General features: G+C 70.8%; 25 protein-coding genes and 1 pseudogene. 2 read left to right on the forward strand and 24 right to left on the reverse strand.

What is annotated here, in order from left to right:
* The 15 genes and pseudogenes from hemL to AC30CM_RS01135 form a co-directional block, all read right to left on the reverse strand.
* Positions 1–1,163 (reverse strand): glutamate-1-semialdehyde 2,1-aminomutase (hemL, locus tag AC30CM_RS01065; protein ID WP_490114952.1); only part of this gene is annotated, 1,163 nt, incomplete at its 3' end.
* Positions 1,164–1,198: 35 nt separating this feature from the next.
* A complete protein-coding gene (locus AC30CM_RS01070) occupies positions 1,199–2,608 on the reverse strand; it encodes a cytochrome P450 (protein ID WP_490114953.1) in 1,410 nt (469 codons plus the stop codon).
* Positions 2,609–2,683: 75 nt separating this feature from the next.
* Positions 2,684–3,204, reverse strand: a pseudogene (locus tag AC30CM_RS01075) (pyridoxamine 5'-phosphate oxidase family protein).
* Positions 3,205–3,222: 18 nt separating this feature from the next.
* On the reverse strand, positions 3,223–3,450 hold the full coding sequence (locus AC30CM_RS01080) for a hypothetical protein (RefSeq protein ID WP_490114954.1): 228 nt from the start codon (positions 3,448–3,450) through the stop codon (positions 3,223–3,225).
* 157 nt (positions 3,451–3,607) lie between these two features.
* Positions 3,608–4,213 (reverse strand): TetR/AcrR family transcriptional regulator, encoded by a 606-nt coding sequence (locus tag AC30CM_RS01085; protein ID WP_490114955.1) that lies wholly within the window; start codon positions 4,211–4,213, stop codon positions 3,608–3,610.
* Positions 4,213–5,082 (reverse strand): oxygenase MpaB family protein, encoded by an 870-nt coding sequence (locus tag AC30CM_RS01090; RefSeq protein ID WP_490114956.1) that lies wholly within the window; start codon positions 5,080–5,082, stop codon positions 4,213–4,215. Before AC30CM_RS01090 ends, AC30CM_RS01085 begins: the two co-directional genes overlap by 1 nt.
* 51 nt (positions 5,083–5,133) lie before the next feature.
* A complete protein-coding gene (locus tag AC30CM_RS01095) occupies positions 5,134–5,364 on the reverse strand; it encodes an MHYT domain-containing protein (protein WP_490114957.1) in 231 nt (76 codons plus the stop codon).
* Positions 5,361–5,855: a DUF3093 domain-containing protein gene (locus AC30CM_RS01100; RefSeq protein ID WP_490114958.1), complete on the reverse strand. Its 495-nt coding sequence runs from the start codon at positions 5,853–5,855 to the stop codon at positions 5,361–5,363. The genes AC30CM_RS01095 and AC30CM_RS01100 overlap by 4 nt, the downstream gene beginning before the upstream one ends.
* Complete coding sequence (locus AC30CM_RS01105; protein WP_490114959.1) at positions 5,852–6,256, reverse strand: hypothetical protein; 405 nt, start codon at positions 6,254–6,256, stop codon at positions 5,852–5,854. The genes AC30CM_RS01100 and AC30CM_RS01105 overlap by 4 nt, the downstream gene beginning before the upstream one ends.
* A gap of 12 nt (positions 6,257–6,268) precedes the next feature.
* Entirely contained in the window at positions 6,269–6,694 is a 426-nt protein-coding gene (locus AC30CM_RS01110; protein ID WP_490114960.1) for a hypothetical protein, read from the reverse strand.
* Positions 6,691–7,671, reverse strand: a complete 981-nt coding sequence (gene hemB / locus AC30CM_RS01115; RefSeq protein ID WP_490114961.1) for a porphobilinogen synthase — start codon at positions 7,669–7,671, stop codon at positions 6,691–6,693. The genes AC30CM_RS01110 and hemB overlap by 4 nt, the downstream gene beginning before the upstream one ends.
* Positions 7,672–7,677: 6 nt before the next feature.
* A complete protein-coding gene (locus AC30CM_RS01120) occupies positions 7,678–9,315 on the reverse strand; it encodes a bifunctional uroporphyrinogen-III C-methyltransferase/uroporphyrinogen-III synthase (RefSeq protein WP_490114962.1) in 1,638 nt (545 codons plus the stop codon).
* A gap of 2 nt (positions 9,316–9,317) precedes the next feature.
* The gene (gene hemC, locus AC30CM_RS01125) at positions 9,318–10,256 is read right to left on the reverse strand and encodes a hydroxymethylbilane synthase (protein WP_490115046.1); all 939 of its coding nucleotides are present in this window, start codon (positions 10,254–10,256) and stop codon (positions 9,318–9,320) included.
* 28 nt (positions 10,257–10,284) lie between these two features.
* Entirely contained in the window at positions 10,285–11,766 is a 1,482-nt protein-coding gene (locus tag AC30CM_RS01130) for a glutamyl-tRNA reductase (RefSeq protein ID WP_490114963.1), read from the reverse strand.
* Between the two features lie 201 nt (positions 11,767–11,967).
* Entirely contained in the window at positions 11,968–12,258 is a 291-nt protein-coding gene (locus AC30CM_RS01135) for a glutaredoxin family protein (protein WP_490114964.1), read from the reverse strand.
* A gap of 34 nt (positions 12,259–12,292) precedes the next feature.
* Here AC30CM_RS01135 and AC30CM_RS01140 point away from each other — a divergent pair, with 34 nt between their 5' ends.
* Positions 12,293–13,201, forward strand: coding sequence for an HAD family hydrolase (locus AC30CM_RS01140; RefSeq protein ID WP_490114965.1), 909 nt, complete (start codon positions 12,293–12,295; stop codon positions 13,199–13,201).
* A 62-nt stretch (positions 13,202–13,263) separates the two neighbouring features.
* Positions 13,264–13,797, forward strand: a complete 534-nt coding sequence (locus AC30CM_RS01145; protein WP_490114966.1) for an FAS1-like dehydratase domain-containing protein — start codon at positions 13,264–13,266, stop codon at positions 13,795–13,797.
* 48 nt (positions 13,798–13,845) lie between these two features.
* On the opposite strand, the gene AC30CM_RS01150 is transcribed toward AC30CM_RS01145, so the two are convergent.
* The 9 genes from AC30CM_RS01150 to AC30CM_RS01190 all read right to left on the reverse strand — a co-directional run bounded on the left by AC30CM_RS01150 (position 13,846) and on the right by AC30CM_RS01190 (position 21,587).
* Positions 13,846–14,910: a lysophospholipid acyltransferase family protein gene (locus AC30CM_RS01150; protein WP_490114967.1), complete on the reverse strand. Its 1,065-nt coding sequence runs from the start codon at positions 14,908–14,910 to the stop codon at positions 13,846–13,848.
* A gap of 31 nt (positions 14,911–14,941) precedes the next feature.
* Entirely contained in the window at positions 14,942–16,090 is a 1,149-nt protein-coding gene (locus tag AC30CM_RS01155) for an SDR family oxidoreductase (protein WP_490114968.1), read from the reverse strand.
* 29 nt (positions 16,091–16,119) lie between these two features.
* A complete protein-coding gene (locus AC30CM_RS01160) occupies positions 16,120–16,221 on the reverse strand; it encodes a 30S ribosomal protein bS22 (RefSeq protein WP_003402602.1) in 102 nt (33 codons plus the stop codon).
* A 143-nt stretch (positions 16,222–16,364) separates the two neighbouring features.
* Positions 16,365–16,628 carry a helix-turn-helix domain-containing protein gene (locus tag AC30CM_RS01165; RefSeq protein WP_490115047.1) on the reverse strand — a complete coding sequence of 88 codons (264 nt, stop codon included), beginning with the start codon at positions 16,626–16,628 and terminating at the stop codon, positions 16,365–16,367.
* A 137-nt stretch (positions 16,629–16,765) separates the two neighbouring features.
* Entirely contained in the window at positions 16,766–17,638 is an 873-nt protein-coding gene (proC, locus tag AC30CM_RS01170; protein ID WP_490114969.1) for a pyrroline-5-carboxylate reductase, read from the reverse strand.
* Between the two features lie 83 nt (positions 17,639–17,721).
* Positions 17,722–18,591, reverse strand: coding sequence for a thioesterase family protein (locus AC30CM_RS01175; RefSeq protein ID WP_490114970.1), 870 nt, complete (start codon positions 18,589–18,591; stop codon positions 17,722–17,724).
* A gap of 7 nt (positions 18,592–18,598) precedes the next feature.
* On the reverse strand, positions 18,599–19,456 hold the full coding sequence (locus AC30CM_RS01180) for a sugar phosphate isomerase/epimerase family protein (protein ID WP_490114971.1): 858 nt from the start codon (positions 19,454–19,456) through the stop codon (positions 18,599–18,601).
* A 17-nt stretch (positions 19,457–19,473) separates the two neighbouring features.
* Positions 19,474–20,604 carry an Rv0497 family membrane protein gene (locus AC30CM_RS01185; protein ID WP_490114972.1) on the reverse strand — a complete coding sequence of 377 codons (1,131 nt, stop codon included), beginning with the start codon at positions 20,602–20,604 and terminating at the stop codon, positions 19,474–19,476.
* Entirely contained in the window at positions 20,601–21,587 is a 987-nt protein-coding gene (locus AC30CM_RS01190; protein ID WP_490114973.1) for a Ppx/GppA family phosphatase, read from the reverse strand. Before AC30CM_RS01190 ends, AC30CM_RS01185 begins: the two co-directional genes overlap by 4 nt.
* Positions 21,588–21,592: the final 5 nt, after the last annotated feature.

Below are 21,592 nucleotides of genomic sequence, written 5' to 3' on the forward strand. Positions count from 1 at the left end.
AACCGCCACGTCTGGCTGGCCTTCGCCGACGCGAAGTCGGTCACGGCGGCGTCGGTGAAGAAGACGCTGAACATGTTGCCGGCCCGCGAGATGCGGTGGGCCACCGAGGCTTCCGTCAACGCGCCGCTCACCAGACCGGCGAGGCGGTCGGCGTTCGCGTCGACCTTGGCGTAGACGGCGGCGTCGGCGGCCCGCAACGTCGCCAGCCCCGCCGCCATGGCGACCGGATTCCCCGACAGCGTGCCCGCCTGATACACCGGGCCCAGCGGCGCCAGCCGCTCCATGACGTCGGCCCGGCCACCGAACGCGGCCGCGGGCAGACCACCGCTCATCACCTTGCCGAACGTCAGCAGGTCGGCGGCCACGCCGTCGACGCCGAACCAGCCGGCGCGGCTCACCCGGAAGCCCGTCATCACCTCGTCGAGGATCAGCAGCGCGCCGTGCGCGGTGGTGATGCGGCGCAGCGCCTCGTTGAACCCGGGCAGCGGCGCGACGGTGCCCATGTTGCCCGCGGCCGCCTCGCTGATGACGGCCGCGATCTGGTCGCCGAACTCGGCGAACGTGGCCTCCACGGCCACCACGTCGTTGTACGGCAACACGATGGTGTCGGCCGTCGCCGCACCCGTCACCCCGGGCGAGGACGGCAACCCCAGCGTCGCGACGCCCGAGCCCGCGTCGGCCAGCAGCGCGTCGCTGTGCCCGTGATAGCAGCCGGAGAACTTCACGATCTTGGGCCTGCCCGTGAACCCCCGGGCCAGGCGGATGGCGCTCATCGTCGCCTCGGTGCCGGAGTTCACGAACCGGATGCGCTCGACGGGGCCGACCCGGTCCACGATCTCCTGCGCCAGGTGCGTCTCGGCCGGGGTGGGAGCACCGAAGCTCAGCCCGTCGAGCGCGACGCGCCGCACCGCCTCGACCACGTCGGGATGGGCGTGGCCCAGCAGCGCCGGGCCCCACGAACACACCAGGTCGACGTAGCGATTGCCATCGGCGTCGGTGAGGTGGCAGCCGCCTGCCGACGTGATGAACCGCGGCGTCCCGCCCACGGAGGTGAATGCGCGCACCGGCGAGTTCACGCCGCCCGGGATGAGGGCGGCGGCCTCGGCGAACAGGTGCGCGGACGTGGCCGTCGACGGGCTGGTCGTCTGACCGTGAGGGGACATGACCTCCAGTGTCCCAGTAGAGGTCAAACCGTCAACTACAGGGTGTAGTTGCCTGCCTGGCGCGGGTCCACCCGCGCCCAGATGGGCCCCTTGGCGATGGTCGTGAACGGCACGTCCACCGGGAAGTCGGTGCTGCGCGACCGGATGGTCATGGCCCGCGCGATGGTCGCCAGCGCCAACGTGGTCTCCAGCATCGCGAAGTGCTCGCCGATGCACGACCGCGCGCCACCGGCGAACGGGACGAACTGCCACCGCTGCCGGGCCTTCATGTTCTCGGGCGTGAACCGGTCCGGGTCGAAGCGCAGCGGGTCCGGCCACAGCTGCGGGTCGCGGTGCAGGGCGTAGATCCCCACGGCGATCAGCGTGCCCTTCTCGACGCGGTAACCGGCGACGTCGATGTCACGCACCGCGAGCCTGCCGACACCGGCCGCCGGCGGGCACAGGCGCAACGCCTCGCGCAGCACCTGGGCGGTGTAACCCAGCTCGGCGACGTCGGCCGACGTCAACGGCCGCTCGCCGAGCGCAGCCGCCTCGGCCGCCACGCGGTCGGCGACGTCGGGATGGTGGCCCAGCGCCCACAGCGCATACGTCAGCGCCGTGGCCGTGGTGTCGTGCCCGGCCAGCATGAAGATCAGCAGGTCGTTGCAGATGTCCTCGTCCGACAGCGGTGCGCCGGTCTCCGGATCGGTGGCCCGGATGAGCGCCTGCACCAGCGGTGCGTCGCGCGTCGGGTCGGCGCGGCAGGCGGCCAGGATGTCGGCCGCGATCGAGCGCAACACCGTGACCGCGTGGCGCGCCCTCTTGCGGTACGGAGTCGGGAGCCACCGCGGCGCGCGGAACGGGCGCAGCGCACGGTCGGCGGTGTAGGACGACGCGACGTGCATGTGCGTGGCGATCTCGTCGGCGCGATCGTTGAGGTCGATGCCGAACACCGAGCGGCCCAGCGACGCCATGGTGATGCGACGACACTCCAGGTCGAGGTCCACCTCCCCGCCTTCGCGGTGGCGGTCGACGAATTCGGCTGCGGCCCTTGACATGTGGCCACCGAAGGTGCGGACGTTGATCTTGGTGAAGACGGGCGCCAACGCGCGCTTGCGGGGCCGCCACGCCACGTTGGGCAACACGAACAGGCTGTCCCCACCGAGGTGGCGTACCTCCTCGTGCACGATGCAGCGTTCGGAGAACGCGTCGTTGCGCCCCAGCACGTCGCGCACCCCGGCCGGCGACATCACCGACACCAGGGGCGGCACCAGCCACTTGGGCCCGATCGCGATACGCGTCACCGGGCCGCCGGCCGCACGCACGATCTCCTGACCCGAGTCGAGGTTGCGCACGGCCTTGAGCAGCGCGTGATAGGGCAACGGGTTGCGGGGTACCAGCGGAAGGGTCTCGACCGGTTGCCCTACCCGAGGGTCGGACTGCGTCTCGGAACTGAGTTCGGACATCGCCTTAGATCTTGACGGTCGTCAACCGTGGCTGGCAAACCCAGGGCGGGCACCCCACCCGACCACGCCAGCACCTCATTGCGAGAACAGCGTGGGGTCCTGGCTCCAGGTGAGCGCGGCACCCTGACCCGTCGTCAGCACCGAGCCGGGCATCACCCGCAGCCGGTAGGGCACCAGTCGCAAGACCGCGAAGTCCGGTGACGTCGGCCCAGCACTCCACATGGGGATGATCCGCGGGTCGTAGCCGACCGGCTCCGGCGCCGTGGCGAACGCGTCCCAGACGGTGCGCCGGGTCTCGTCGTCGACGTACCACTGCGCATGACATTCGGCGCTGCAGGTGTCGTGCGACGGGGCCCAGTAGCTCACCGACACCTCGGGGTGGGCGGCGAGATGCGCGCGCTTCAGCGGTGTCGGCACCGTGGCGATCCAGCCGATCAGGTCGTGGCCGTCCACGTCCAGAGCGGGTGCAGGATTCGGGTGCGCGGTCGGCCGTCGGCGTCGACGGTGGCCACCGACGCCCACACGATGGCGTGGGCCATGTCGCGAAACGCCGGGGCGACGTCTGTGAGGTCCGTCGAGCCTTTCAGGTCCGTCATCGACACCACCCTAGGCGGCTACTGGCGCTCGATCTCGTGTTCCACCTCGCCGAATTTCGGCTTGCCGTCGTCGTCGAGCCATTCGTTGACCGCGGTGCCGGTGACGGTGTGCCCGGTGCCGGGCATCGCGACGGTGGGGCGCCCGTCGTCGAGGGCCTTGGCCATCTCGTGGGCGCGTTCGCGGTGTTCGTCGGTGACCTCGGGGCGGGGGGTGACGTTCTCGGGGGCGTTCTCGTCGTCGGGCATGGGTGCTGGCTGCCCGGTCGTGTGACCTACGAAACACCAGCCGCCCCGACGTGACGATGACCACGAGTTCTGCCCGGGGGTCGCGCGAGGGGCGTGACGACGACCCTCGCGCAGAGATCGCGGGGGAACGCGGCGCGGTCCGCGCGTGGCGCCTCGACTACACCGGCACCGCCGCGCGCACGGCCGCGGGCAGGCTCGGCAGGAAGTGGCGGGTGGCGAAGTCGCGCAGCGCGTCCGCGGTGTCCAGCGGCTGCGCGAGCGGCAACAGCAGCACGACCATCGCGTAGCGCAGGATGGTGTCGGCCAGGTCGTCGACGGCCGCGGCGCCGATGCGGGCCGCGAATCCGGGCGGGAAGATCACGCACAACGCCTCGGCCATCCGGGCGATCGCGGCGCCGTAGTGCCGGTGCGCCAACTCCAGCGCCAACGCCGGCTCCTCGACGATCATCTGGTTGAGCACGCGATGCTCCCGGAACCGCAGGATCGACGACGTGAAGGCCTCGACGTAGAGGTTCGACTGCGGCGCCGCGGTGCTCAGCTCCGCCGCGATGGCGGCGAACAGCGCGACGTTCTCCCGTTCGATGACCGCACCCACCAGGTCGTCGCGGTTGGCGAACCGGCGGTAGATCGTGGTCCGGCTGACACCCGCCCGCCGCGCCACGTCGTCGAGGGCCACGCGCCGGTAACCGTGCCGCTCCAGTTCGACGAGCGCGGCGTCGAGGATGGCCCCCGCGGTGGGGTCCGGGGTGGGATCGGTGGCCATCAGCGGGCGGCGGCGAAGCCGCGCTGGGCGTACGTGTTGTAGCGCACCGTCATCGGCAGCCGGTCCCACGCCCAGTTCACCGGGCGGGAGCGCCATGCCGCAGCGAACAGCTGGTAGGCCCGCTCGCGACGCGGGCCCCACGGCAGGCCCAGCAGGTCACGCGCTCGCGGCGGCATGCCCCCGGTGGTGAGGAAGGCGGCAACCGGGTTGAAGACCGGCGCGACCAGTCGCCACACCAGCGGCGAGACGCCCTTGGGCCTGGGGAACCCCTTGGTGACGTAGCCGACGCCGTACTTCGCGGTGGGGTGGGCCACCACGATCTCGTCGAGCATGTGATCCCAGTAGCGCTGGAAGTCCTCGTAGGTGGCGGGCATGACCCGGTCGCTCACGCCGTAGCGGCGGTACCAGGTCTTGGACTCCAGGTAGATGCGTTCGCGCTCCTGCGGTGTCAGGCGCTTGACGAACGTGTCCGCGAAGTAGAGCACCTGTTCGACGAACGTCGCGTGGGCCCAGAAGTACGTGTCGGGATCCAGCGCGTGGTAGCGGGAGCCGTCGGGCATGTCGCCCTTGATGTCGGTGTGGAAGTTGCGCACCTCGAGCCCGCGGTTGTCCTCGTCGGAGCCGTACACCGTCATGAAGATCGGCGGCAGTGACCGCTTGACGCGGGCGGCGGTGTCGGAGAAGAACACCGAGTGGTCCAGTACGCCCTGGCCGAGCTGGGCCAGCATGTTCTGCAGCACGGCGGGCCGCGGCCCGATGAGGTACATGCGGTTGTCGCCGAAGTAGCGCCACACCAGCGATTCCGGGCCCAGGGGCAACGCGTCCGTCGGCACGTTCGGGGTGGCCGCGTTGGCTGCGAGATCCGTCATGGGGACAGTGTTACAGATCCCGTACTTTGTACCGCGGCGGTGTGACCAGGCTCACCGGACCGCGCGGACACGTCCGATGCCGACCACCGCCAGCACGCCCGCGACGGTCGCGAGCACCAGGGACAGCGCGATCAGCGGCGGGTCGTAGGCCACCGACGGCATCTCCGGCTCCCCCGCCGTGACCGCAGGCGCCAGCTGGTCCGACCGGGCGGCCACCCAGCAGACGACGCATCCGGCCAGCGCCACCGCCGCCAGCACCAGTTCGATCACCGCGCGCCTCATGACGACACCCCTTCTCCGGACCGGCCCGCGCCGGACGACCCGACCACGGACTCCAGCGCCTCCCGCAGCGCCCGATGTCGCCGCGCCCACGCCTGCGCCGTCCGGTCGCTCGACAACCGCAGCCCGACGCCGGTGCGCCCCCGCGGCACGCCCGCCAACTCACCGAGCGCGCGCGCCGACTGCCATCGCGGCGCCTCCGAGCCCTCGGCCTCGGGGTAGATCTTCACGATCTCGCTCACCCGGATGGTCTCGGTGCCCTGCCGTAGGTACTCGGCCGTGAGTTCCACCGACGTGTGAATGCGCGCCGCCTTCACCTGCACCGCCAAGAACCCACTGACCAACACCAAGAACACCAGGGGCACCAGGAACGAGAACCCCATCCCGGCCGACAGCTGGATGGCCAGCATGGTCCCGGCCGCCGCCGGACCCGCCGCCACCCACCACCAGGTGGCCCCGGGCTCGCTGAACAGCACCACCTCCGGCGCGCTCACGATCGCCCGCCCGACTCCCTGCCCAACCACTCGCGCACCGACTCCCGCCGCACGAGAACCGCGCCCGTCATGAGCCCCACCATCGCCACCGCGATCATCGCGAGCCCGAAGAGACCCACGTTGGGGAACGTCAGCAGGACCACCGCCAGCAGCGCCACCGTCGTCGTCGCCAACGTCGTGGCGGCGCGGGCGAACCGCGCGTCGCCCCCGCGCGCCCGGCCCGCCAGGTACCCCAGTGCCAGGCCTGCGGCGGCCAGCAGCGCGCCGCCGCCGTAGATCACCGGGTGCCCACCCTTGCTCAGCGCGATCATGCCCAGAGCGGCCGTGAGGATCGCGCCTCCGACCCAGCACCAGAACGCGATGTCGACGACGCGCGGCCGCTCGGCGGGAATGTCGGGCATGGTGGACGCAGCCTAGCGGGTGAAGAAGTCCTGGGAGGCCGCGCGGTGCAGCAGGTAGACACCGCCCGCGACCAGTACCGAGCCCACGATGGCGCACACCGCGTACACCGGCGCCGCCGCCTCCGGACGCGACGCGGTGAACAGATTGCTCGTCACGTAGGCGATCGACGCCACGCCGCCGCCGGTGAGCATCGTGCGCGCCCACCGGTAGCCCAGCCGCAGCAGCACCAGGAACGCCAGCGTGATCGCGAACAGCGCCACGGCGAAGAACACCGAGAAGGCCCGGACGAACCCCGGCACCGGCGCCACCACCGCGTCGACGACGTAGGCGCACGTCAGCAGCGGTAGCGCAGCCGCCCAACACCAGAACCCCGTGACGACGTCCTCGGGGACACCCGGCTCCTCGACGTCGGGACCCGAGCCAGTCGGTGCGGTCACGCCAACCAGTCGGCGGCCTGAGCCGCCCAGTAGGTCAGCACGATGTCGGCGCCCGCGCGCCGAATGCCGACGAGGGACTCCATCGCGACGGTGCGCAGGTCGATCCACCCGTTCGCGGCCGCCGCGCTGATCATCGAGTACTCGCCCGAAACCTGGTATGCGGCAACGGGAACCGGCGACACGTCGGCCGCGGCGCGCACCACGTCGAGATAGGACATGGCGGGCTTGACCATGATGAAGTCGGCGCCCTCGTCGATGTCCAACTCGATCTCGTGCAGGGCTTCGCGCGCGTTGCCCGCCTCCTGCTGATAGGTGCGCCGGTCACCCGCCAGGCTCGATGCGACGGCCTCCCGGAAGGGACCGTAGAACCCCGACGCGAACTTCGCCGCGTAGGCCAGGATGGCCACGTCGGTGTGCCCCGCGGCGTCCAGGCCATCGCGGATCGCGGCCACCTGACCGTCCATCATCCCGCTCGGGCTCACCACGTGGGCACCCGAACGTGCTTGCGCCACGGCCAGTTCCACGTACCTGTCGTTGGTGGCGTCGTTGTCGACGCGACCCCGGGCGTCCACCACGCCACAGTGCCCGTGATCGGTGAACTCGTCGAGACAGGTATCGGCCATCAGCACCGTGGCATCCCCGACCTCGGCCGTCAGATCCCGTAGCGCCACGTTCAGGATGCCGTCGGCGTCGGTCCCCGCCGAGCCCAGCGCGTCCTTGTCCGCGTCTGCAGGCACGCCGAACAGCATGAGCCCACCGACGCCGGCCGCCACCGCGTCGACCGCCGCGCGCCGCAACGACTCCCGGGTGTGCTGGTACACCCCGGGCATCGACGCGATGGGACGCGGCTCATCGATGCCGTCGGCGACGAACATCGGCAGCACCAGATGCCGTGGCTCCAGCGAGGTCTGCGCCACCAGGCGGCGCATGGCCGGGGTGCCGCGCAGTCGGCGCGGACGGTGCCGTGGGTACGCCATGGAGGGTTAGCGGCGTCGGCTCTTCTTGCGCGGCGGAGGCAGCGCGCCCTCGGCCCGCAGCCGTGCGGCGTGCTCGGCAAGCGCCTCCACCAGGGGACCGACGGCTGCCGTCTCCGGCTGCACGTCGACGCGCAAGCCGAACTCCGCTGCGGTCTCGGCGGTCTTGGGCCCGATGCAGGCGACGATGGTGCGCGCGTGCGGCTTGCCCGCGATGCCGACGAGGTTGCGCACCGTCGAACTCGAGGTGAAGCACACCGCGTCGAACCCGCCGGTCTTGATCATCTCGCGCGTCTGCGCCGGCGGCGGGGCGGCCCGCACCGTGCGGTAGGCCGTCACGTCCTCGATCTCCCAGCCACGTTCGCGCAGGCCCTCGGCCAGCGTCTCGGTGGCGATGTCGGCCCGCGGCAACAGCACGCGATTCACCGGATCGAAGATGTCGTCGTACGGCGGGAACTCGTCGAGCAGGCCCAGCGACGACTGCTCGCCGACGGGCACCAGCTCGGGGTTGATCCCGAAGGCCCGCACGCGATCTGCCGTCGCCTGGCCGACGCAGGCGATCTTCACACCCGAGAACGCGCGGGCGTCCAGGCCGAACTCGTTGAACTTCTCCCACACCGCACGCACGGCGTTGGTCGAGGTGAACACGACCCACTGGAACCGGCCGTCCACCAGACCCTTGACGGCCCGCTCCATCTGGGCCGGGCTGCGCGGCGGCTCCACGGCGATGGTGGGCACCTCGATGGGCAGCGCCCCGTGACCCACCAACCGATCGCTCATCTCGGCGGCCTGGTCCTTGGTGCGCGGCACCAGCACGGTCCAGCCGTACAGGGCGCGGCTCTCCCACCAGTTCAGCTTGGTCCGGTTGGCGACGGTCTTGCCGATGGTGGCCACCAGCGGGCCGGCGAGCGGGCCCGCGGGCTCGCTACCGGCCAGCGTCGCCTTGTCGAGCAGGCCGACGAGCGTGGTCTCCACCGAACGCTGCTGGCACGTGGTGCCGTTGGCGGTGACCACCACGGGCGTCGAATCGTTGAGGCCGTGCTCCATCAGCGTGCGCGCCGCGTCCGGCAGGTGCGATGCGGTGGCGTGCAGGATCAGCGGTCCCGGCGCGGCGGCCAGCGCCGCCCAGTCGACGTCGCCACGGACGTCGGCCACCGTGTGCGCCGACCCCAGCGGCAGGCCGGCGTACGTCGGCACGGCCGTCGTCGCGGGCAGGCCGGGCACGATCTCGAACTGCGTCTGGGTGCGCGCGACCGCGTTCACCTCGGCCAGCACCGCGTCGATCGACAGCGGGTCACCGGCCACCAGGCGCACCACGTCGTGGCCCGCCTTCGACTCCGCGACCAGCGTCTTGGCCACCTCGGCCGGGTCGCCCAGCGCGGGGCGCACGTCCGGGCCGCCGGGCAGCACCGCATCGGTGCCCTGGGCCGCGTCGTCGTCCTTGGCCGGCTCCTTCGGACCCGACGGTGGGGGCAGCTCGGCGCCGATGAGGGCGAGCACCGCCTCCGGCACGTCGGGGTCGGTGAAGGCCAGCGCCGCGTTGGTCAGCACGCTGCGTGCCCGTGTCGTCAGCAGACCCGGGTCACCGGGTCCCGAGCCGACGAACGTGATGCGGCCGGGCTTCTGCTTGCGCCCTCGGGTCGTCATACTCACTCCCGCTCTTCAGTCCGCTCCACCAACAGATCCCGCGCTCCCAGCTCGAACAACTCCGCGGCCACCGAGAGCCCCAGCTCCCGTGCCCGATCGGGGGTCCCGATACCGGACGCACGGATCACGTCGGATCCGTCCAGCGCCGCCACGCAGGCGCGCAGCGACAGCTCTTCGAAGACGTTGCCTTCCTCGTCGATGGACTCGACCACTTCCGCGATCGCACCCACCGGCGCGGAACATCCCGCCTCCAGTTCGGCGAGCAGGACCCGCTCTGCGGTGACCGATGCGCGCGTGTCGACGTGATCCAACTCCGCGAGCAGTGCGGCAAGTCGTGTGTCACCCGCGCGGCACTCGACCGCGAGGGCACCTTGAGCCGGTGCCGGCAACATCTGCACCGGTTCGAGGGTCTCGGTGACGTCGCCTTGCCGTCCGATGCGAGTCAGACCCGCCCGGGCGACGACGACGCCGTCGAGATCACCGCTCGTAACCCTGTTCAACCTGGTGTCTAGGTTGCCTCGTAGGGGGCGGATTTCCAAACCGAGACCCAGTGCTCTAAGCTGCGCGGCCCGCCGCGGGCTCGAGGTACCGATGACCGAGCCCGCCGGCAACTCCCCCAGCACCAGGCCGTCGCGCGCGACGAGGGCGTCCCTGGCATCCTCGCGGGGCGGGATGGCGGCGATCACGAACCGCTCGTCGGGTGCGGTCGGCAAATCCTTGTAGGAGTGCACGGCCACGTCGGCGAGCCCGTCGGCGACGGCGTCGCGGACCGCGGCGGTGAACACGCCGACCCCGATCTCGGCGATCGGCTTCATGGAGCGGTCACCGTCGGTGGAGATGATGACGAGTTCGCTCGGGTGGCCCTTGGCGATGAGGGCGTCGCGGATGAGGCCGGCCTGGGTGGTGGCCAGCAAACTTCCCCTGGTACCGATCCGGATCACCGAACCGTCGTCGAGATCGGACAAGCCCTTACTCGGCCGTTTCACTGTCGAGCAGGGGTGCCGGCACGGAATCCCCTGCGATCAAAGGCAATTCACCGCCGGCGACGGCGTCGACGGCCTGCGGATCCAGCTCGAACAGCTCGCGCAGCGCCTCGGCGTAACTGTCGCCACCCGGAGCGCCGGCCAACTGCTTCACCCGCACCGTCGGGGCGTGCAGCAGCTTGTCCACCACGCGGCGGACCGTGCGCGCCACCTCGTCGCGGTGCGTGGCGTCCAGACCAGGCAGTCGGTTGTCCAGCCGCAGCAGTTCGGCCTCGACGACGTCGGCGGCCCGCTGCCGCAGTGCCGTCACGGTGGGCGTCACCTCGGCCATGCGCTGACCCGCCAGGTAACTGGCGACCTCGGCGGCCACGATCGACCTGGCGGCCTCGGCGTCGGCAGCGGCCGCGCGCGCCGACGGCTCACGCTGGATGCGGTCCATGTCGATGACGTGCACGCCGGGCAGTCCCGCCACCGCGGGATCGACGTCCCTGGGCATGCCGAGATCACAGATCACCAACTGCTTGGCCTGCTGGCCGTGGGCGAGCCCGCGGTGCACGTCGGCCAGCGAGACCACCGGGCGCACCGCACCCGTCGACGACACGACGACGTCGGCGTCGGTGAGCACCGGAGGCAGGTGGTCGAACGGGAAGGCGTGGGCCTCCACGCCCTGCGAGCGCAAGTTCTCCACCAGCCGTTCCGCGCGCGGCAGCGACCGGTTCACCACGTGCACGCGGCCGATGCCCGCGCGCACCAGGTGCGCGGCCGACAGGGCGCCCATGGATCCGGCGCCGATGACCACGGCCGTGCGCCCGACGAGGCCGTTCCCATCCGACGCGCCACCCGCGGCGTCCTCAGCGAGCCTGCGGCCCGCGGCGTCCTCAGCGAGCCTGCGGCCCGCGGCGTCCTCAGCGAGCCTGCGGCCCGCGGCGTCCTCAGCGAGCCTGCGGCCCGCCATGTCCAGCGCCACCGACACCACCGACGCCCCCGCCGCATCGATCCCCGTCTCCGAGTGCACCCGCTTGCCCACCGACAGCGCGCGCTGCGACAGTTCGTGCAGGGTGCGGCCGACGGTCTGGTTGGCCTCGGCCGAGGCGTAGGAGCGGCGCACCTGGCCGAGCACCTGCTGCTCGCCGATGACCGCGGAGTCCAGGCCGCTGGCCACGGCGAACAGGTGCTCGACGGCAGCCTCGGCGTAACGCACGTAGGCGTACTTGGTGAGGTCCTGCAGCGACATGCCGGAGTGATCGGAGAGCACCTGCCCGACGACGGACAGGCCACCGTGGAACGCCTCGACGACGGCGTAGACCTCGACGCGGTTGCAGGTCGACAGCACCATGGCCTCGGTCACCAGCGCCGACCGCAGCAACTCCTCGACGATCTTGGCCTGATCGGACTCGTCGGTACTGAGCTGCTCCAGCACAGGCACGGGGGCACTGCGGTGGGAAACGCCGAATAGCAGGACGCTCATGGCCTCGTTACCACATTTCTCCCCGTCGCTTCGCTCGCCCCAGGAACGACGTCCAAGGTATCCGCCGACCGGTGTTGCCACCAAATCTATGCTGAGCAACCGCCCAGCGGCCACGAGGCGTACACCACCCTCACGTCCAGGCTCACATCTAGGCGCGCTGCGACGTGCGCTACGTCGGCAGATCGGCGCGTGGGCGCACCGTCAGGACTGCAGGTCGGCCCGCAGGCGCACCTGGTCCACCTCCCAGTAGCTGTGTTCGGCGCCGTCGAGCAGCACCACCGGCAGGCGATCCCCGTACTCGGCACGCCACGACGCGTCGCCGACGGCGGCCGCCTCGTCGACGTCGGTGGCCGTCAGCGTGAAGCCCAACTCCACGGCGAGTGCCGCCAACTCGGTGCGAGCCTTCTCACACAGGGTGCACCCGGCGCGGGTGAGCAGCACCACGCTGCGCCGGGCTCCGGTTGCCGGGGGTTCCACGGGCTGATGCGTCACGACGATCATTATCGGTGTGACCTAATGTTGATGCGTGTCCGAGTCCGGTGACGCGCCCGCTGCGGGCGAGCCAAGAGACGTCGTCGACGGCAGCCCGACGAGCGCCGAGACGAGTGAGGTCCTCGGCGATTCCGACGGTGTGCTGGCCGAGGCCACCGCGCCGCAGCCGCCGCCCCCGGACCTGACCGCCGCGGCGTTCTTCGACGTCGACAACACGCTGGTGCAGGGCTCGTCGCTGGTGCACTTCGCCAGAGGGCTGGCGGCCCGCAAGTACTTCACCTACGGCGACTTGGCCCGCTTCGGCTACGCACAGGCCAAGTTCCAGCTCACGGGCAAGGAGAACAGCGACGACGTGGCCGCCGGCAGGCGCAAGGCGTTGGCGTTCATCGAGGGCCGCAAGACCTCCGAACTGGTGGATCTGGGCGAGGAGATCTACGACGAGATCATCGCCGACAAGATCTGGACGGGGACGCGCGCGCTGGCGCAGATGCACCTCGACGCGGGCCAGCAGGTGTGGCTGGTGACGGCGACACCCTACGAACTGGCCGCCACCATCGCCGCCAAGCTGGGCCTGACCGGCGCCCTGGGCACCGTCGCCGAATCGGTCGACGGGGTGTTCACCGGGCGGCTCGTCGGCGAGATCCTGCACGGCGCGGGCAAGGCCCACGCGGTGCGCTCGCTGGCCATCCGCGAGGGCCTCAACCTGCGCCGCTGCACCGCCTATTCCGACAGCTTCAACGACGTGCCGATGCTGTCGCTGGTGGGTACCGCCGTCGCGATCAACCCCGACGCCGCGTTGCGCAGCCTGGCCCGCGAGCGGGGCTGGGAGATCCGCGACTTCCGCACCGCGCGCAAGGCCGCGCGCATCGGGGTGCCGTCGGCGCTGGCGTTGGGCGCGGTGGGCGGCGCGCTCGCAGCGGTCGTGTCACGACGAGATGGCTAGGGTCGTGTCACGACGAGATGGCTAACTGCGGCCCGTGGTCGCGCTGATACGCTCAGCCGATCATGAGCATCGCCGCGGACATCATCGGAACTCACTACCGGTATCCCGACTACTTCGAGGTCGGCCGCGAGAAGATCCGCGAATTCGCCACCGCCGTCAAGGACGAGCACCCCGCGCATCACGACGAGGACGCGGCCAAGGAGTTCGGCCACGACGCGCTCGTCGCATCGCTGACCTTCGTCGCCGTGGCGGGACGGCGGGTCCAGCTGGAGATCTTCAACCAGTTCGACGTGCCGATCAACCTGCAGCGCGTGCTGCATCGCGACCAGAAGCTCACCTTCCATCGCCCCATCAAGGCCGGCGACAAGCTGTGGTTCGACTCCTACCTCGACTCGGTGATCGAGTCGCACGGCACCGTGGTGGTCGAGGTCCGCGGCGAGGTCACCGACGACGACGGCAATCCGATCCTGACGAGCGTCGTGACGATGCTCGGTGAGGCGTCCCACGACGACGAGGCCGGTGAGGTGAGCGCGAAGATCGCCGCCGCCCGCGACGCCGCGATCGCGAAGATGATCGCGGGCCAGCGGTCGTCCTAGCTGATCCCCGCTGGTCCCTGCTGGTCGTGCTGGCCCTGACCTGCGGGCTCACCCCAGGAAGGTGTTCCCGCGGTTGGTCAGCAGCTGGTACAGCGTCTGCTGGATGGTCTCGCGCACCTGGTCGGTGAGTTCGAAGGTCACCATGGGGTCCTCGGCCATCGACTCGTCGTAGTCGACGGTGGAGATGGGCTCGCCGAACTGGATGTGCCACTTGGACGGCAGCGGGATCAGGCCCAGCGGTCCCGCCAGTGGGAACAGCGGCGTCACCGGGAAGTAGGGCAGCCCGAGCAGCCGCGCCAACAACGTCAGGTCGGCGATCATCGGGTAGATCTCCTCGGACCCGACGATGGAGCACGGCACGATGGGCGCCTGGGCCCGCAGCGCAGCGGACACGAACCCGCCCCTGCCGAACCGCTGCAACTTGTAGCGGTCGCGGAACGGCTTGCCCAGGCCCTTGTAGCCCTCGGGGAACACCGCGGTGAGTTCACCGGCGGCCAGCAGGCGGTGCGCGTCGGACGTGCAGGCCATGGTGTGCCCCGCCTTGCGGGCGGCCTGCCCCATGAACGGCATGTCGAACACCATGTCGGCGGCCAGCAGCCGCAGGTCGCGGTGCAGGGGGTGGTTGTCGTGGACCGCGACCGAGGCCATCAGCCCGTCGAGCGGCAGCACGCCCGCGTGGTTGGCGACGACCAGCGCCGCACCCTCGACCGGCAAGTTCTCGATGCCGCTGACCTCCACCCGGAACCAGCCGGTGAAGAGCTTCCTCAGCAAAGGCAGGAACACCGCGTTGTTGAGGTGTGGGTCGAAGCCGAACTCGTCGACGGTGTAGTCGCCTGCCATGCGCTTGCGGACGAACTCGGCGACGCCGGCGATGCGCTGCGCCAGTTCGTTGGGCGCCTCCGGTTCGCCTGACGCTCCCGCCGCGCCGCTGCGGCGCTGGTCGATCTCGCGGACGACGGCCTCGATCTGCTCGGCGGAGGCGCGGCTGCCGGGGTCGGACAGCAGTGACGGGTGCCGACGCGCGCTCTCCGCTCTCGCGGCGGCCCTACGCGACGCTGAACGACTCGAATTCGAGTGCAGCGGAATGACTTTCGCCTTCGATTCGCCGGACAACGCTACCTTCTCCCACCCGTCCACATCACGGCTACCTGCCCCACCGCTGCGCCACCGCCACGGCGCGATCCTCCAACGAGCGTACCCAGCGCGGGTCCACGATCGGCGTCAACGCGCGCCCCCGGACGTAATCGTCAAAAGCCTCCATCGTGGTCCACTTCGGGATATAACCCAGGTCGGTGCGCATGCGTGCGGTGTCCATGACCCGGCCGAAGCTCAGGTAGTTGAGTTGTTCGCGATCGACCTCAGTGTAGCGAGTGGCCCGTCTCAGCGAATCGACGGCGGATAGCGCGGACTTGGGGACCGGCAGGCGTACGCGACCCGAGCGGCGGATGGCCTGACTCATCATGATGATGCCGGTGGCGCCCACGTTGAAGGTGCCCGCACGTCCGGCGATGGTGGCTCGCTCGAGGGCACCGAGCGCATCCTGTTCGTGCAAGAGCTGCAGCCGGGCGTCGCGGCCCAGCACCGACGGCACCACGGGGCCGGCGAGATAGCGCGAGAGCGCGGTGTCCATGCCGGGCCCGATCATGTTGGCCAGCCGCAGGATCGTGACGGCGATGTCCGGTCGGCGCCGCGCGAGACCGCGGGCGTAGCCCTCGATGTCCATGGAGTCGCGGGCGAAGCCCTCGCCCGGCGGACGGCGTGCACTACCGTCCTCGGTGAACATCACCGGGTCGTGGGCGCTGGAGCCGTAGACCTCCGACGTCGACTTGAGGACGACGCGGCGCACCGACGGCGACTTCTGGCAGGCCGCGAACAACTGCATCGCGCCCATCACGTTGAGTTCCTTGAGCGTCGCCCGTCCCCCGGACCTGGGGGCGTAGGACGCGGCCGCCGCGTGCACCACCGTGTCGACGTCGCCGTTGCGAATCACCTTGGCGATGAACGGGTTACGGATGTCCGCGCGCACGAACTCGGCACGCCCCATACGGCGCAGCAGGTCCTTGCTCGGGGTGATCGCGTCGACCGCGATGACGTGGTTGATGAGGGGGTTCTGCGCCAGGCGGGCGGTCAGGTAGCCACCGAGGAATCGGCAGGCTCCCGTGACCAGCACCACCTTGGGGTAGTGCAGCGGATCCACCGAATCGGTCCCGCTCGAGGCGTCGGACCGACCCCCGGATCCGCCGGACGCACCACCCCGCGCCGATCGCCCGCCCGAACGCGATTCCGCATCCATCGGGCCAGCTTATCGGCTGAGTCGCAAAACTACTTGCCGAGTTTTCTGCGCTGCACCCGCGTGCGACGAAGCAGCTTGCGGTGCTTCTTCTTCGACATGCGCTTGCGCCGCTTCTTGATGACTGAACCCATGAACTCCGCTACCTCAAGGACAAACTTTGGACAACCGAGGCCGACGTCTTCGAGTACGCCTCGTGAACTGACCCGGTCACCTTACCCGGCCGATACTGGAGGAACGAAAACGCCTGCCATCGGCGACGACGCGCGGGGCCGATCTACCCGGCGTCGAAGTACGACGTCTCGAGGAGGTCGTGAACCGCCTTGGCGTGCACTCGGAACGAGCGGCCGACGCGCACGGCGGGCAATTCGCCGTTGTGCACCAGGCGGTACACCGTCATCTTGCTCACCCGCATGAGGCTGGCCACCTCGGCAACGGTCAGGAACTGAGCCCGCGCCGGTTGCCCATCGCCACCGCTGGCCGCATCGCGTGCTTTCCCGCCGGCAGCGTCGCGCCCCGATGGCCCGTTCATAGACGTCATCGCAACCCAATCAATCAGGCACGGCCCTTCCAGCGGCTTCCCCACCGCTGGTGCAGGTGCGTGCTTACACGAGGAGAATAGCGTGGCAGGAGGGGTTATTGCGACGGGTGTGGGGCAATCAGTGCGAAATTCATGAACTACTCAGATGTAATTCCTAGCTGCTCAGAGCGTGTTTTCGCAGCGTCCACGGCGGCTGCCACGGCGGCCCGCAGGCCACCACGCTCGAGTTCGGCCAGCCCAGCGGCGGTGGTGCCCCCCGGCGAGGTCACGGTGGCCCGCAACGCGGCCGGGCTGGTGTCCATGGCCGCGCCCACCGCGGGGCCCGCGGCGGCCGCCTGCGCCTCCACGCGCTCGAGCAACATCGCCGCCGAACCCGCCATGGTGTGCGCCGCCAGGTTCGTCGCCACGTGCCGCGGCAGGCCCGCCGCCACGCCCGCGTCGACGAGCGCCTCGGCGAGCAGGAAGAAGTACGCCGGGCCCGAGCCGGAGACCGCGGTGACGGCGTCCATCTGCGCCTCGGGCACCACCAACACCTGCCCGACGGCGTCGAAGAGGACCTCGACCTCGCGCAGTTGCTCGGCGGTCGCGTAGCTACCGGCCGCGAGCGCGCTGACGCCACCACCGACGACCATCGGCGCGTTCGGCATCACCCGGATCACCGGGGTCCCCGCGGGCAGCTTCGCCTCGTAGAACCCCGTGCTGACGCCCGCGGCCACCGACACGATCACCTTCTCGACGCTGTCGTTGTCCGCCCGGCCGAACCCCTCGGCGATCTCGTTGGTGACCGCGTCGACGTCGCCGGGCTTGACCGCCACCACCACGTAGGCGGCGTTCTCCGCCGCGTCCTCCACCGTCGTCAGCAACACCGAGTACTTGGCCGACAGCGCCTTGGCCCGCGAGGGGTCCTTCTCGGCGACCGCCAGGTCCTTGGGTTGTCGACCTGCGCGCAGCAGTCCCGACAACAACGCCTCGCCAATGCTTCCGCCACCGATGATCGCGATTCTCGCCACGGGTGCAAGCTTCGCACGGCCCCGCGGCACCCTCGGTGTCTGACCTCGGTGTGGTGTCCGGCGTGATCTCTAGGCGTGGCTCCTCAGGGGGCGGGCACCATCGCCAGTTGCCGGGACTGCACCACGATGCGGCCCGCGGCGTCGACGACGACGTGGTCCTCGTCGAACCACTCCTGCCCGATCTCCATCGTCGTGCACAGCACCCGCAGCCAGCCGTCGGCGGGAACACCGCGCAGATAGGCCGTCAGCTGCACGGTGGGCGCCCAGCCCGTCCGGTTGACGCCGAACGTCACCGGGGCCGACACGTCGCCACAGACGAGCGCGAACAGCAGGTCGGGCGCGCAGTCCTTCGGCCGCACCCAGTACTCGATCATCGGCGGGCCGCCGTCGGTGCGCGGCCCCAGTGTGCGCAGCGACGGCCGCAGGTCCAGCCCCCGGGCCAGGTGCACGACGTCGGCCATCGGGTGCCCGGGCCCGATCGGCTCCAGACCCGGCGGCGGTTCCGGCGGCATGAGCGTGATGACGGGGTTGGCCGACAGCAACGGTGCGCCGTCGTCCGGCTCGGCCAGCGTCACCGCAGCCCGCACGGCGACGCGGTCGTCCTGACTCAGCTCGACGTCGACCAGGCTCACGCGTCGGCCGCGTTTGCGCAGCGTCGCGGTGACGCACATGTCGCCGGGATCGGGTGCCCACGTGTAGTTCGCCGACACCGCGACGGGCTGGCTGCCCGCGGAGGGGGCGAACGCGGTGCGTGCGGCGTTGGCGCACAGCGCCAGCATCATGCCGCCGTGCACCTTGGGACCGATGGTCCAGTTGGCGTTCAGGTGGCCCGTGAACCGGGCGACACCGGACCGGGCGACACCGGATTGGGCGACACCGGACTGGGCGACCTCGCCCGCGGTACCGGCCGGTGTCAGCTGCATCGCCTCGGTGAACGACGTCGATTCCGGCATGCTCCTCCTAGCGCAACAGGTGCTGGCGCGCGAACGCCAACGACTCGACCAGCAGCGCCTCGCGTTCGGCGGCGGTGCGGGCCTTGGACGTGGTGACCTCCAGGATCACGTGGCCGGTGAACGAGCTGGCGGCGAGCAGCTGGCAGATCTCGACGGCCGGCTGCGTGCCCTGGCCGGGCACCAGGTGCTCGTCGGTGGCCGCGCCGCTGCCGTCGCACAGGTGCAGGTGCACCAGGCCGTTGGGGCCGTCGATGCCCATGCGGTGGGCCATCTCGATGGCGTCGGTGCCGGCCGTCGCCGCGTGCGACAGGTCCAGCGTGTAGTGCGCGTGACCCCCGTCGAGCGGGTCGTACGACGGCGCGAACGCCGAGATGGCGACGCCCGGCGAGCCCCCGCGGCGGCGCATGCGCTGCACTGACGATTGGCTGCCTCCGAAGAAGCGATCGGTGCGGAAGGGGAACATGTTCTCCACGGCCACCATCACCGGACTGTTGGCCTCGAGTTCGGCCACCTGGTCGGCGAACCCCTCGGCGTAACGCCGCTGCCAGCGGAACGGGGGATGCACGACGACCGTCTGCGCGCCCAGGTCCTCGGCCGCCCGGACGCTGCGCTCGAGTTTGGGAATGGGGTTGGGGCCCCAGATGCGCTGCGAGATCAGTAGGCAGGGCGCGTGTACCGACAGCACCGGTACGTCGTACTGACGCGACAGCTTGGCGATGGCGGCGACGTCCTGCGAGGCGGTCTCCGCCCACACCATCAGCTCGACGCCGTCGTATCCCAGCCGGGCGGCGTACTCGAACGCGGCCTCGGTCCGCAGGGGGTAGACCGAGGCCGTCGACAGACCGACCTTGATGGCAGGGCGCACTGGCTTCTCTCGTGGGATCAGTGCGATTGCAGCAGTGCCAGGGGCCCGAGCGTGACCAGGGCCCCCACGGCCACCGCGATCAGCGTGCTCCCGATGTCCTCGGTCTTGCGCACCACGCGGACGCCGACCACCAGACCCAGGATCACCAGCACCGACAGCACCAGCGCGACGATGTTGTTCCACTTCCACAGCTGATCGAACGCGACGAACAGGCCCGCGCCGAACGCGACGGCCAGGACGCACTGGCCCACGATCAGCAGGCCGTGCAGCAGCGCCGAGCCGCGCGACTCGCCGGCCTCCCCCGTGTCCGCGGCGCCCTCGGCGGCACCGGCTTCCCGGGCCTCGCCCGTGTCACCTGCCTCGCCGAGGTCGATGTCCTCGGGCGTCGGTGACAGCCCGCGGCGGACCGCGTCGGAGGCGTCGGCGTCGCCTTGACCGCCGAACAGCACGTGGCTGGTGTCGATGCGCTCGCTCACCCCGGCCGACAATGCGGCGAAGTCGAGAGCGACGTCGGGATCCACCTCGTCGTCGACCACCGGGTCCGGGCTCATGGCCTCGGCGCCGGAGACCCCGATGGGGGTGGCCACGGGCGGCCTGCGGCGCGGCGCGGCGAAGTCGACGGGGGCGGGTTCCGCGTCGCGGCGCTGCAGGTGCTCCTCGTACGCGGTCTCGTCGGGGTCGACGGTCCCGGTCTCGGCCTCGGCCTCGGCCTCGGTCTCGGTGTCAGTCCCGGTGTCGGTGTCTGCGGTGTCTGCGGTGTCTGCCTCTGCGGTATCGGCCCCGGCGGTGTCGGGTGCGGCGTCCTGCTCCACGACGTCGACCACGGCCTCGGGCTCGGGCTCGGGCTCGGGTTCGGGCTCGGAGACGGACTCGGGTTCGGGTTCGGGTTCGGGGACGGACTCCTCGACGGCGGGCTCGGCCGGCTCCGGCACCGCGGGCTCGTACTCGGGCGCCTCCTGCACCAGCTGTTCGCCTGCGGCGCTGACGATCGGGATCTCGCCGGTGAGTTCGGCGACCGTCACCGAGTCGCTGTTGCCGCGCCGCCTGCGCCGCCTGCCCCCTGGGGGCGCCGCGCCGATGGTGCCGTTCTTGGCCAACAGTTCGGCCACCGAGATCGGGCGGGTGGCCTCGTCGCGTGGATCGGTCATCGTCTGCCGCCTCTGGCCTTGGCGAGGTCCGCGGAGGTTTCCACCAGGGCGGTTCCGTCGGCTTCGCTGTCGAGTTTCCGCAAAATCAACCCCTCTCGCAACGCCCAAGGGCAAATGTCCACCGTCTCGATGCCGAGCGCCCGCATGCTGGCCTCGGCGACGAGCGCACCGGCCACGATCTGCGGCGCCCGGTCCGCGCTCACCCCTTCCAACTCCGCGCGGTCGGCTGCGGTCATGCGCGAGATGAACGCGATGAGCTGCCGCAGCCCCGCCGCCGTCAGCGTCCGCTTCACGCGCGGTCCGGCACCCGAGGGCGCGGCGCCGGTCAGGCGCGCCAGTGAGCGGAACGTCTTCGACGTCGCGACGGTCAGGTCCGGGGTGCCGGCGTCGAGCACCCGCGGGCCGGCCTCGGACAGCTCGCTGGCCAGCCAGTCCCTCAGGGCGGCGACGCGGCGCCGACCCGGCGGGTCGTCGGGCAGCCACTCGCGGGTGAGCCGCCCCGCTCCCAGCGGCAGCGACAGCGCCACGTCGGGTTCCTCGTCGACACCGCTGGACAGCTCCAGCGAGCCGCCGCCGATGTCGATGTTGATGATGCGGCCCGCGCTCCAGCCGTACCACCGGCGCACGGCGAGGAACGTCAGCCGCGACTCGTCGACGCCGCTGAGCACCTGCAGCCCGACGCCGGCCTCGGCGCGCACGCGCGCCAGCACCTCGTCGGAGTTCTTGGCGTCGCGCACCGCGGACGTCGCGAACGCCATCATCTCCACGCAGCCGGAGCTGGCGGCGATCTTGGCGAACTCCTCCACGGTGTCCACCAGGTTGTCCGCGCCCTTCTTGGTGAGCTTGCCGGAGCCGTCGATGGCCTCGGCGAGGCGCAGCGAGGCCTTGGTCGAACTCATCGGCGTCGGATGACCACCGCGCCGCGCGTCCACGACCAGCAGATGAACCGTGTTGCTGCCCACGTCGAGAACGCCCAATCGCACGGATT

It is taken from the genome of Mycobacterium sp. DHQP2018-32-09, assembly GCF_058148405.1.